General features: G+C 60.7%; 12 protein-coding genes. 5 read left to right on the forward strand and 7 right to left on the reverse strand.

Translation table 11 applies throughout. The features are described 5' to 3' along the window. Positions 1-354: 354 nt before the first annotated feature. Positions 355-1347 carry an aldo/keto reductase gene (locus LLH00_09745; GenBank protein ID MCE5271551.1) on the reverse strand — a complete coding sequence of 331 codons (993 nt, stop codon included), beginning with the start codon at positions 1345-1347 and terminating at the stop codon, positions 355-357. Between the two features lie 250 nt (positions 1348-1597). On the opposite strand from LLH00_09745, the gene LLH00_09750 reads away from it, so the two are divergent. Then, positions 1598-1891 carry a hypothetical protein gene (locus LLH00_09750; GenBank protein ID MCE5271552.1) on the forward strand — a complete coding sequence of 98 codons (294 nt, stop codon included), beginning with the start codon at positions 1598-1600 and terminating at the stop codon, positions 1889-1891. 301 nt (positions 1892-2192) lie between these two features. Here LLH00_09750 and LLH00_09755 read toward each other — a convergent pair whose 3' ends face one another. From LLH00_09755 to LLH00_09775, 5 genes are all read right to left on the reverse strand, one after another. Next, the gene (locus LLH00_09755) at positions 2193-3092 is read right to left on the reverse strand and encodes a DUF58 domain-containing protein (protein MCE5271553.1); all 900 of its coding nucleotides are present in this window, start codon (positions 3090-3092) and stop codon (positions 2193-2195) included. Further along, positions 3089-4093, reverse strand: coding sequence for an AAA family ATPase (locus tag LLH00_09760; GenBank protein ID MCE5271554.1), 1005 nt, complete (start codon positions 4091-4093; stop codon positions 3089-3091). The genes LLH00_09755 and LLH00_09760 overlap by 4 nt, the downstream gene beginning before the upstream one ends. A gap of 35 nt (positions 4094-4128) precedes the next feature. Then, complete coding sequence (locus tag LLH00_09765) at positions 4129-4938, reverse strand: radical SAM protein (protein ID MCE5271555.1); 810 nt, start codon at positions 4936-4938, stop codon at positions 4129-4131. A 9-nt stretch (positions 4939-4947) separates the two neighbouring features. Further along, on the reverse strand, positions 4948-5916 hold the full coding sequence (gene tcmP / locus LLH00_09770) for a three-Cys-motif partner protein TcmP (GenBank protein MCE5271556.1): 969 nt from the start codon (positions 5914-5916) through the stop codon (positions 4948-4950). 328 nt (positions 5917-6244) lie between these two features. Next, positions 6245-7474, reverse strand: coding sequence for an aldo/keto reductase (locus tag LLH00_09775; protein ID MCE5271557.1), 1230 nt, complete (start codon positions 7472-7474; stop codon positions 6245-6247). A 267-nt stretch (positions 7475-7741) separates the two neighbouring features. On the opposite strand from LLH00_09775, the gene LLH00_09780 reads away from it, so the two are divergent. The 4 genes from LLH00_09780 to LLH00_09795 all read left to right on the forward strand — a co-directional run bounded on the left by LLH00_09780 (position 7742) and on the right by LLH00_09795 (position 11237). Further along, positions 7742-7897: a hypothetical protein gene (locus LLH00_09780; protein MCE5271558.1), complete on the forward strand. Its 156-nt coding sequence runs from the start codon at positions 7742-7744 to the stop codon at positions 7895-7897. Positions 7898-8038: 141 nt separating this feature from the next. Beyond that, positions 8039-10342 carry a 5-methyltetrahydropteroyltriglutamate--homocysteine S-methyltransferase gene (gene metE / locus LLH00_09785; GenBank protein ID MCE5271559.1) on the forward strand — a complete coding sequence of 768 codons (2304 nt, stop codon included), beginning with the start codon at positions 8039-8041 and terminating at the stop codon, positions 10340-10342. A 3-nt stretch (positions 10343-10345) separates the two neighbouring features. Further along, the gene (locus LLH00_09790) at positions 10346-10846 is read left to right on the forward strand and encodes a hypothetical protein (protein MCE5271560.1); all 501 of its coding nucleotides are present in this window, start codon (positions 10346-10348) and stop codon (positions 10844-10846) included. Next, a complete protein-coding gene (locus LLH00_09795) occupies positions 10764-11237 on the forward strand; it encodes a SoxR reducing system RseC family protein (protein MCE5271561.1) in 474 nt (157 codons plus the stop codon). Before LLH00_09790 ends, LLH00_09795 begins: the two co-directional genes overlap by 83 nt. Positions 11238-11279: 42 nt before the next feature. On the opposite strand, the gene LLH00_09800 is transcribed toward LLH00_09795, so the two are convergent. Then, a complete protein-coding gene (locus LLH00_09800; protein ID MCE5271562.1) occupies positions 11280-11669 on the reverse strand; it encodes a hypothetical protein in 390 nt (129 codons plus the stop codon). Between the last annotated feature and the right edge of the window lie 421 nt (positions 11670-12090).

Raw genomic sequence — 12090 nt, forward strand, 5'->3', positions numbered from 1 at the left:
CGCTCCCGCGTTGCAGCGGCGGCGCTGCCGCGAATCGCCGCCGGACAGTACGGCAATTTGAGCCCTGGCCGTTTTACGCTCGATAACACGCTGCCCTGGCGGGAGGCTCAGGCAGGTGCGGCCCCCCAAAGGCAACAGCGGTGGCCTGTCAGCCGCGCGGGGCTTGGCTTTGACCCAGGATCGAATCATTCCGATACGAACACTGTGTTCGACCATGACATTCAATGCAAAAACCTAACCGGACAAAGCTGCTCTCGGCCGAACGCGTGGAAAAATGATTGGGCCGATTCTCCGCCGCTGTCCGCTCCGGGCATCCTTCGCCGCTCCCGGCCCTGCGGGAAGGCTATAGCCGGCTCAGGCCCAGTCGTGATGCCGGTGCATGAACTCGCGGAACGAGGTTTGTATCTCGCCCTGCGCCTTGGCTTTCAGCGCCTGCATCTGGTCCGGGCTGAACGGCTTGAACTTGCGCACCAGCTCCAGGTTCTGCCTCAGGTGCTCGGGCCTGGGCATCCCCACAGTGGCCGCGGTAACCGGAAGACTCAGGCTGTAGCGCAGGCAGGTGGCGGCGTCGAACTCCGGGTACTTGCCGACTATGTTGTCCTGGCCCATCACTTTCATGGCCGTGATCCCGAGGCCCTTTTCCACGGCCAGGGGCAGCACCTGCTCCTCGAAGCCCATGTCGTAGGGGCCGTTGGTGGCCACGTTCAGCCCGCACTGGATCGCATCCACCGGGTGACGGGTGATGAACCGGGCCAGCACCGGGCCCGAGGTGTGGCTGGAGACCCCGACCCAGCGGGCCAGGCCCTCCTGTTTGGCCCTGAACAGCTCGTCCACCACCCCCTGCTCCACCCGCTCCAGGTCATCCGCCTGCTCCAGGCTGTGGATCAGGCACATGTCCACATAGTCACAACGCAGGCGCTTGAGTGAGGTTTCGAGACTTGCCCGGAACCTGGAGGGGTCGCGCTCGGCGATCTTGGTCTGGACCAGCACCTGCTTGCGCCGCTCGGGCATGAGCTGGCCGATTCGGCTCTCGCTCTCGCCGTTGCCGTAGTTGTGGGCCGTGTCCAGGAAAATCACTCCGCTGTCGATGGCCTCGCTCATTACTTTGAGGCCCGCCTGTTCCTCGTACATCAGCCAGCGGCTGCCGCTGCCGAAAGTGAGCAGCGGAATGCGCGCCCCGGTGCGGCCATAGGCCCGCGTGGGCAGGGAGGAGCCGGGGATGGGGTGAAACTTTCCGCTCTGGCCGGCGAAAAGTCCGGCGCCGCTCAATGAGGCGGCCGCTGCCGCGGCCGCGCCGCGCGCGAGGAACTGCCTCCGGTTGATCGCATCCTTGTTCTGATCCTGCATATCCTGCACCTCCCGTGGGGGGATGAATGGCTCTCTGGCGCCTGTCATCGCTGACTGATTGCTTCCTATATATTTATATTATAAGCGGTTTTACAATAAAAATCAAACTCAGATCGGCCTGGATTTGCTTTTCTTTATATATCAACATGTTACCTCTAAATAGAAATTGAGTTGAAAGTATCCGACGTATCTGCCGATAATAATACAGGAACTTCCTGTGGGCTAATAGTGACTTTTCCGGTGCTGGTCGATGGACAGAACACGTGTGACAAAGATGCTGGGCGCTGTCCTGCTGGCCCTTCTCAGCCTATGTGGCTGCGCCGGGGGCAGTCTGTTCAGCCCGCGGCCGCTGGTGGGACGGGACCGTCTGGTCTACCAGGTCCAGGACCATCGGAAGAACGCCACCTACTACACGCGCAATGTCTGGTTCGACGGTGACAACTACCGCTTCCACGATGTCTATGGCCGGGACATGTCCGTTCCGCGCTCGGACAGCGTGCTGGTGGACCTGATCGGGCCGGACGAGTACTACAAGACGCCGTAGGAGCCCCACTGCAGACCTTTGCTTTTTCCACTTTTCCCGCTGTATTGTTATCTGGTCGTAAAACCACCTCGTATTCAATCGACTCTTATTCATCGATATGGCTCAATCGACATAAGAATTGTCGCAGCTTTGCCTGGGTTCGTTAATCTGGATGCCGGGGCGAAGTTCGTGTTCAGGAAGGACGAGCAGGGCAAGGTGACAGGGCTGGTGCTGCTCCAGGCCGGGATGGAGCTGCCCGCGCCGCGGGTGAAATGGGGGGGATTCAGATAATGTGGTTATCGCTTGTTTAAGGATGCCAGCCTCACCCCAGCCGCATCCTTTTCTCCAGGAAAGCGTACAGCGCCCGGTCGAACGGCGTGTCCGTGCTCACAAGCTGGTAATCGATCCGGGCCTCGCGGCAACTGCGCCGCAGCCCACCTATCATCTCCTCCATCCGGCTGTCGTAGGCGGGTTTCACCTCCCAGGCGTTGGCCTGCAGCCAGTGGCCGCTTTCCATGTCGCGGTAGAGCACCTCGCCCGCTCCCTCCAGGCTGATTTCCGACGGGTCCAGCAGGTGGAACACGATCACCTCGTGCTTGTGGTGCGCGAAATACTTGAGCGCCCGCAGGGTCTCCTCCGGGGCGGTCAAGAGGTCGGAGAGCACCACGATCAGGCCGCGACGGTGCATGCGCTGGGCCAGCTCGCGGAATATGGGGAGTGGTGCGGTGAGGCCCTCGCAGGTGAGCCCTTGCAGCTCGGCCAATAGAATGTTCAGCTGGCTCAGCCGCGCCCGCGGCGGGATGAAGCTTCTCAGGCTGTCGGCGTAGAGGGCCAGGCCCACGCTGTCGCGCTGGTGGATCAGCAGCCAGGCCAGGCAGGCGGCCAGCAGGGTGGCGTAGCGGCTCTTGGCGATCCGTCCCCCGGCGGCGTACTCCATCGAGCGGCTGGAGTCGACCAATAAATAGGCCTTGAGGTTGGTCTCCTCCTCGAACTGCTTGATGTAGTAGCGCCCGGTGCGGGCGTAGAGCTTCCAGTCCACATTTTTCAGCTCATCGCCGGGCAGGTAGGGCCGGTGGTCGGTGAACTCCACGCTGAACCCGTGGTACGGCGAGCGGTGCAGCCCGGTGATGAACCCCTCGACCACCTGGCGCGCGATCAGCTCCAGGTTGCCCAGGCGCGAGACCACCCGCGGGTCGAGCATCTGCGAGGTCGCGCTGGTCAACCCTTTGCCTCCAGCAGACGGTCGAGCAGGGAATCCACCGTGACCCCATCCGCCTCGGCGTTGAAATTGGTGATCACCCGGTGGCGCAGCACTGGCCGCAGCACGGCGCGCACATCCGCCTCGCCGGGCGAGTAGCGTCCCTCCAGCACGGCCAGGGTCTTGGCCCCCAGGATAGCGTACTGGCCCGCGCGCGGCCCGGCGCCCCAGCTCACCCAGTCACGCACGAACTGGGGGGCGGCGGCCTCGGCCGGGCGGGTGGCGCGCACCAGCTCCACGGCGTAGCGTACCACTTTCTCGCTCACCGGCACGCGCAGCACCAGTTGCTGCAGGGCCACAATCTCCTCGCCGCTCAGCACCTTGCCCACCTCGGCGCTGTAGCGGCTGGTGGTGTTGGTGACAATGGTCACCTCCTCCTCCAGCGAGGGGTAGGTCACGGCCAGGTTGAACATGAAACGGTCGAGCTGGGCCTCGGGCAGCGGGTAGGTGCCCTCCTGCTCGATCGGATTCTGGGTCGCCAGCACGAAAAACGGCTCGGCCAGACTGTAGGTGCGCCCGCCCGCGGTCACCTGGTGCTCCTGCATGGCCTGGAGCATGGCGGCCTGGGTCTTGGGCGGGGTGCGGTTGATCTCATCGGCCAGGACCACGTTGGCGAACACGGGCCCCTGGTGGAACCGGAACCGGCTGGCCCCGTCGTGCTCCTGCTCCAGGATGTCCGTGCCGATTATGTCCGAGGGCATCAGGTCGGGGGTGAACTGGATGCGGTTGAAACTGAGGTCCAACAGGCGGCTGAGAGTGGAGATCATCAGGGTCTTGGCGAGTCCCGGCACACCCACCAGGAGGCAGTGCCCGCGAGCTAACAGGGCCACGATCATCTGGTCCAGCACCTCGCGCTGGCCCACGATCACCTTGCCGATCTCGTCGTGTATTTTCTGTCTCGCCGCGCAGAGTCGCTCCACGGCCTGGATGTCGCTCTGGGCGGCGGCTGGGTTGTTGGCTGGCAATTAGGGTTCCTCCGTTAATCTTTCTAAGAAATATCTTAAATATCCAGTCCGCTTCGATGCGGCATACTGAGGCCTAACACCTTTTTAATGCTATCTTTCCATTTTATTTGAGGATGATCCTTGAATTCCATAAATAAGCGATGAATCTCTGAATCGCTATACCAGCTATCGAATTCTTTTGCTCGATTCAGCACTTCCTGACTGTCCTCTGCATTTGTGCACAAACGGCGAAGCAAGAAATTAGGTTTCCCAATCCACACTGCATCAGTGACATAGGGGAGAAGTCGATTGGCAAGGGAGATGATGTTATCAATCTTGTCCAGCATGGGTTCGATTGAAACGCTTGTATTAAATCCCATGTCGCAAGCGTGAATCAGAGAGTTAAAACGCTCATCAAAATCAGGAGCGTGAGGTTCCCAAAATTTTAGAATGTCCGAGTCAGCTGAACCGATTGTAAATCTGAATAGCAATTGAGTTTTGTAAGAATTCAAATCGCTACTTATGCTCTCAACGAGTTCAAAGTGCGGTTTTGTAACCAGAAGGACATCATTGCCTGCGCTTAGAAGCTTACGCAAGTAGAACAGGGCATCTTCAAGGTGATCGGGTGTAATATCGTGCGAGGAGGGAAACATCACCCTTCCCTTATATTTTTTTACAACCGAATTGAGTTTCCTTTGGTTGACGACTTCTTCCGGCCACGACTCGGAGGTTTTTCGTTTGAAACGGATGGCCATTTCCTTGGAATAGCAATACCGGCAGTCGTGGGCGCAGCCGTTGATAAAATTCTCATTGTGTGGCGCCCATTCGAGCGTGCCGAACACGGGCTTATTCTTGTCCAATATCATGAAATTATCCTATAAAAGCTTCATTTGGTCTATATCTGGCTTTAAGGCCTCTTTCCAAAAGTGCAATCCAAGCTTATCTGAAGATGCATACACCAGTCTATAATATTCGCCTACCTTCTCTTGCGAGTTACACTGGGTATATCCGATTGAACATAGCTGCTCTTTGTATTTGTCTAAAAATAAATTCGTCAAAGGGTTGTTTGCGTTTTTAATTTCTCCTGAGTGCGCAATGCTTTTTACTTCTTCTGAGAACAAATAATTGCTGTCACCAAGAAATGATCCATATTTTTCAAGTAGTTCTTTGTGTGGTTCTGGATCAATAATCGCAGTTCTTATATTGCGTCTTACGTCTGTATATAGAGCCACGTTAATTATTAAATCTGCCTTTTTTAGGGCCTCTTTAATGAGCTGTATTGTTGAAAACGGCACGCTGCAATCGGTTGAATCAATTAAAACAAGGTTCAGTCCTTGTCCCTCAATTGAAGAAAGGATGCTTCTCAATTGCTCTTGGTCTTGGTAATCTCCTAATATTGCACAGGCTTTATTATGTTTTCCTAAGCTGTCTATTCGTGCATTCAAAGTGTTTATAATGCTTGGGTTGTTGTCTATGAATATTGCGTTTTTGATATAGTCAAAACTTGGGTGCTGTAAAATCGCCAAAGAGGTGCCATCTGCTTCTCTACCAGAATCTCTAAAAATGCAGCGTCCGGGTCCACTACATATTTCTATATAATTGAGAGAATTCCATTTATTCTTCATGCCGTTAGCAAATAACTCAAAATAGTACCACAAGCGAAATATTTTTCGTCTCGCCCATTCGCCGACACAACGGACATCTTCCCCATCAATAACAGATTTGGCAGATAGACAAACATCTTCGTATGTTTTTTTGTTGCGATCTTCTTGATTACACCCCCGAGAACATCCAGGATTGAAGATTTCGTGAAGATCAGGTCGGCTCGGATGCTTTGGAGTCATTTTCCCACCTGTTGTGGTGATATGTTAATAGACCCCTATTTATTGTAGTTCCTGGTCGTCCAGAATTCAATAACATGCATGGCCGGTTGACGTTTACAACTACTTCCTAATCCCCCCTGGCCCTCTTTGCGGAAAGGGGGGAAACCCGCACCCACCGCCTGTCGCCGCCGCCTCCCCCTTTGGAAAAAGGGGGATCGAGGGGGATTTATCCAAATAACCGGGCGAGGCAGGCCTCGCCCCTACGACAGAATAAGGCACGACGGGGCGGTCGAACACCAGGTTCGCACCTAAGGCAATACCTCATTCTACCCCACGGGCCGCTCCCGGTTCAGGCCAACAGCGCGTGCGCGGCCTTGAGCTTGCTGCCCAGCGGAAGGCCGTAGGCGCAGCGCACCGTGCAGCCGGAGCAATCGGTGCAGGCTGTGGCGTCGCAGCCGCCCAGGCGGGCATAGCCGGAGCGCGCCTGGTCGTCCATAGTCCCGCAATATCCCGTGGCGTACATCTGGAACCGGTTCACCTCGGGCACGTTGACCCCATTCGGGCACTGGCCGCGGCAGGCCCCGCACATGCGGCAGAAATTCCGGCCGAACCGCGCGGCGTACTGCTCCAGCAACTCCCACTCCTCCAGGCCCAGGCCGCCCGCGCCCATGGCCGCGGCATCCGCCTCGATCTGCTGGAAATTGCCCATCGCCGTGGCGGTGGTCTTCACACAGGGGCTCTGCAGGACCCACTTGAGCGCGGCGGCGTAGGTCTGCGGGCCGGTGTTGTCCTGCCTGAACCCGCCGGAGCAGGTCTTGATCGCGATTATGTCTATCCCGGCCTGGCCGCAGTTCTCGACCGCTTTCCCCATCGCCTGGGCGTCCCAGCTCATGTGGTTGCCGCCCAGCATGTGGGTGAACGCCCCCATGAAATTGTAGGGGGTCATCACCACCTCGTAGAAACGGTCCGCGGCGGCGGTGTTGAGCATGGCGGGAAGGTCGCCGTGGCAACTGAACCCGGTCACGCGGGCCTTGCCCTCTTCCTTGGCGCGGGTGAGGAACTCCTTGTGGACCTCGTTCGTGATCTCGGCGGTCTCGCCGATCCCGTGAACCAGCAGGCAGTCGATATAGTCCGTGCCCAGGGCGGTGAGGCTCGTTTCCATATCAGAGCGCATCTTCTCCAGCGTTCCCGGCTGGGTCTTGGAGATTATCACCACCTTGTCTCGGCGTCCCTTGATCACCTTGCCGACCACCACCTCGTTCTGGCCGTTGTTGTAGGAGCGGCCGGTGTCCAGCACGTTGATCCCGCGGTCCATGGCGAACGCCATGAGCTGCGGGTCCATGGTGCGGCTGGCCCCGAACCCGACCTCGGTCACCTGGATCCCGGCCTTGCCCAGGGAGCGGTAGGAGGGGGTGATTTTCGCGGCGACACTGTCCGCGGCCGGGGCCGCCGCTCCGCCGGAGGCTTTTCCGCCGGAGGCGGGACTGCACGCCGCTGCCCCCAGGCCCAGGCCCAGCACGGCCCTGCCGCAGCCGGAGAGGAACTCTTTCCTGCCGATTCTGTTCTCGGGTGCGGACATGGCTCTGCGCTCCTTGAGTCGGGGGTTCCGGTTCGTGGGGGTCGGTGACACAGATAATACTTAAGATGGGTAAAGCCTGTCAACGCAAAAAGATCAGGGCCCTGTGGGGCAACTCTTGCCCCACAGGGCGGAGGGAATTACAACCTGTCCTGTATGGTAAAGCATTAAAATGCAAGATTTTAATGCCGCTGACGCCTTTCGTGCGGCCCGGGAACGCTTCTTGCATTTCTTGACCATAAAGTCAACCTCCAGGATGGAGATACAGCTATGCCGCAGAAATTCAGCACCGCCGCCGACATTTGCCGTCTGGTCTTTCTCACCACCGCGCTCAGCCTGCTCTGGAGCGTGGAGGACATGTTCGGCGACCCGGCGGACGATCAGACGCGCAAGGGCCCCTCAGGCCCGGAACACACATCCCTCTAAGCCGCTACGGCCACGGTTGCGGCTTTCCCCAGGTTACCGGAACGAAAAAATCCCCCGAAAAATTATCCTTGCCGCCCTCCGGGTATTATATTGTCAGGAAAAGGGACATTTTCCCGGCAATCATATACAAGGGGGAGGTGGATGCAGACTGCAATCCAAGGCTTTCCGCGCCTGGGCGCGGAGCGCGAGCTGAAATTCGCTCTCGAATCGTTCTGGAAAGGTGAGATAGATTCCGCCGGGCTGGAGCGCCGCGCCGCCGCACTTCGCAAGCAGAACTACGAGTTCCTGGCCGCGGCCGGGCTGGATTTAATCCCGGTGGGCGATTTCTCTTTCTACGACCGCATGCTCGACACGGCGGTGATGGTGGGTGCGGTGCCGCCGCGTTTTGCCGGGGCGGCACCGGGCCTGGAGCTGTATTTCCGGATGGCCCGCGGCGGGGCCACGGAAAGCGGCAACATCCATCCCTTGAGCATGCTCAAGTGGTTCAACACCAACTACCACTATCTGGTCCCAGAGTTCAGCCACGGCGAGAGTTTCCGCCTGGCGGACCGCACTCTGCTGCGTCTGGTGGATGAGGCCCTGGCCCTGGGGGTCAAGGCCATGCCGGCGCTGATCGGGCCGGTGACTTTCCTGCGGCTGGGGCGCTCGACCGATGGAGTGGAGCCGCTGGCCCTGCTGGAGGCCCTTCTGCCGGTGTACGAGCAGGTGGTCGCCGAGCTGGCCGCGCGGGGCGTGGAGTGGATCCAGCTCGATGAACCCTGGTTCGCGGGTGAGGCCACGGAGCGCGACCGCAAGGCCCTGGCCCTGGCCTGCGCCCGTCTTAAAAGCACCGCCGGCAACGCCCGTCTGGTCGTCCAGACCTATTTCGACAGTGTGGGCGACAATTTCGCGGCCCTGGCCGCTCTTCCGGTGGACGGCCTGGGGCTGGATTTCGTACACGGGCCCGAGAACCTTGACCTGCTCGAAAAGCACAGCCTGCCCAAGGACAAGAAACTGTTCGCCGGGGTGGTGGATGGGCGCAATATCTGGGTGCTGGACACGGAGAAAGCCCTCGGCCTGGTCGATAGGCTCAAGGCCCTCGTGGGCGCGGAGCGCCTGGTGCTGGCAAGCTCCTGCTCACTGCAGCACGTGCCGGTGACAGTGGAGCCGGAGCGCCACCTGCCGGAGGAGGTGTTCAACCTTCTGGCGTTCGCGCGCGAGAAAGTGCAGGAGTTGGTGGCCCTGGCCCGGACTGTGGATGGAAACGCCTCGGCCCAGGACAAGGCCCGTCTGGACAGTGCCGCGGCGGCGCGGAAAGTGAGCACGATAAGCAAGCTGCGTGTGGCCCCGGAGGTGCGCTCACGTGTGTCCGGCCTGACCGAGGCCAGTTTCAGCCGCGGGCTGCCCTACGACCAGCGCCGCCCCTTACAGCAGAAAAAGCTGGGTCTGCCGCTTTTGCCCACCACCACGATCGGCTCGTTCCCCCAGACCTCGGACATACGCCGTCTGCGCGCCCGCCTGCGCAAGGGCGAGCTGACCGGGGCGCAGTATGTGGAGGCGCTGCGGAACGATATCCGCTCGCTGGTGAAATTCCAGGAGGAGGTGGGTCTGGACGTGCTGGTGCACGGCGAGTTCGAGCGCAACGATATGGTGGAGTATTTCGGCGAGCAGTTGGGGGGCTATTTCTTCACCCGGAACGGCTGGGTGATCAGCTACGGCAGCCGGGGGGTGAAACCGCCGGTGATCTACGGCGACATCCGCCGCGCCGCACCGATGACCGTGGAATGGAGCGCGTTCGCCCAGAGCCTCACCCAGCGGCCGATGAAAGGCATGCTGACCGGCCCGGTGACCATGCTCAACTGGTCGTTCGTGCGGGATGACATCTCGCGGCGCGAGGTGACTTTCCAGCTCGCCCTGGCCATCCGGGACGAGACCGTGGACCTGGAGTCCGCGGGGATCGGGGTGATCCAGGTGGATGAGCCGGCCCTGCGCGAGGGACTGCCCCTGCGCAAGGCGAAACAGGCCGACTACCTGGCCTGGGCGGTGGATGCGTTCCGGTTGACCGCGGCTGGGGTGAGGCCCGAGACCCAGGTCCACAGCCACATGTGCTACAGCGATTTCAACACCATCATCGCCGATATCATCCGGATGGACGCGGATGTGATCTCGATTGAGAACTCGCGCGCCGGGGGGCAGCTGCTCAAGGTGTTCCGCGACCGCGAGTACCCGAGCGAGATCGGGCCGGGCATCTGGGACATCCACAGCCCGCTGGTGCCGGAGCAGGAGGAGATCGAGCACCGTCTGGACGAGATCGCCGCGGTGCTCCCGCTGGAGCGTCTTTGGGTCAACCCGGACTGCGGGCTGAAGACCCGTTCCTGGCAGGAGGTCACGCCCTCGCTGCGCCACATGGTGGATGCCGCGGTGAGCCGTCGCGAGCGCGCCGCGCACGGCGGGGGCGGGCACTGAGATATGAGCTCGACTGAGCAGCAGAGGACAATCGCGCCGGAACTGGCCCCGGTGCTGGATATCGCGGCCGGGGCGTTCGCCGGGGAGCCGGAGTGCACGCTGCACCGTCTGTTCCTGTTCGATCCGCTACGGCGGGAGGACGAGACCTGGGGATTCGTGATAGTCACCCGCAGGGCGGGCGGCCCTGACCGTCTGGAGCTGGCCGCCTTTTCCTACCGGGTGGACTCCGCCGGTGCGGTCACACGCCGCCTGGAGAGCCGCCGCGCCATGATCCCGGCCGAGCGGTTGACCGATGTGGTCGAGGGGATCGTGCTGCGCCTGGACGAGCCGGACTGCTCGTACAGGGAACTGGATCTGGGCGGCCATGAGTCCCTGGCGGCCCAGCTCGAACACCTGCGGAGCAAGTTGTTCGGAGGAGAGAATGAACCAGCCCCAGAACAGGGCGAGCCTGATCTGCAACACGGCCCGGGTGACCGGGCTGCAGGGACGGCTGGCGCTGATTGAGGTGTCGCGGACCTCGGCCTGCGAGGGCTGCAGCCAGCAGGGGGGATGCGCGATATCGCTGGAACAGGGGAGCCCCGGCCGCACTCTGGCCGAGAACCCCCTGGGCGCCCGTCCCGGCGACACGGTGGAGGTCTCGCTGCCCGAGGGGGTGGTGGTCTGGGGCGCGCTGACAGTCTACATCCTGCCCCTGGTCGCCCTGTTCGCCGGCATGTTCCTGGCCGAGCGCTACGGGGCCGCTCTGGCGCCCGGCTGGGGCCAGAACGCGCTGGATATGGCGGGCGGGGCGCTGGGCCTGGCCGTGGGCCTGGTCCTGGTGCGTCTGGCCAGCCGTCACTGGCGCATCCTCACCTCGCGGCCCGAGATAACGCGCATTATCGCGCGGGCGCAATGAGTCCCGTTCGGGTGAACCTGTGAACTGCGGCTGTACGGGGTGCTATTCGCGGGGCAGACGGCTTGCGAGGTAAAGGCGGATATCGTCCCGCTCCCGGGATGAGAGCAGGTTGCGGCTTTTTTTCTGCATGCAGGCCAGGGTCGAATCGATCTCGCCGGCCAGCATCCCGCTTTTGAATACGAAATTTACGCTGTGGCAGACAGAGCATTTCTGGCTCAAAAGCTTGGCCCCTTCGGACAAATCCTCCGCCAGGCGACTTTCCCCCGTTGCGCCGCCCGCCAGGCTGTCGGTCTCGCCGGCTGCGGCCATGCCGGAGGGCATGAGAAAACCCATGCTCTGCTGATTTATTCTCAGCTCCAGGCTGCGGTAGGGAGCCACTCCCACCAGCAGCAGGAACAGCGCCGCCGCTGTTGTCAGCTTGATTGTCTTCATCCGTACGGGACAGTTCTTCTCAGAGAAAAAGAGACCCCGGACAGAACGTTTCCGGGAGGGGCCGGGGCAAGGTGCGGATCGCCGCGCCTGTCTGACGCGCTAAGGATATTGTATTTGCAGTCATTTCAGTTGTCAAGGACTTCCGTGGCCGCAGAAAATTTGTTTCCCTGGCCGCCTCTCGGCATTACATTTCCCTCTGCCCTGCGGGGCCGCGTGCAGCGGTCTTCCGGTGCGTGCAGGCTATTCGAGCGGGCTGTCCAGGTCCCGAAACCCACGGGTGAAAAAGGATGAAAATTCGTCCAGGAATACAGTTTTCCGGCCTGAACGGCCTTCTGAGCGGGCTGGTTTTGCTGCTGGCCGCCGCCGCACCGCTGGCCGCACAGAGCAAGTACGCCGGCGAATCGTTCAGCGTGGGCGTGGG

The organism is bacterium (assembly GCA_021372515.1).
Taxonomy (GTDB): Bacteria; Gemmatimonadota; Glassbacteria; order GWA2-58-10; family GWA2-58-10; genus JAJFUG01.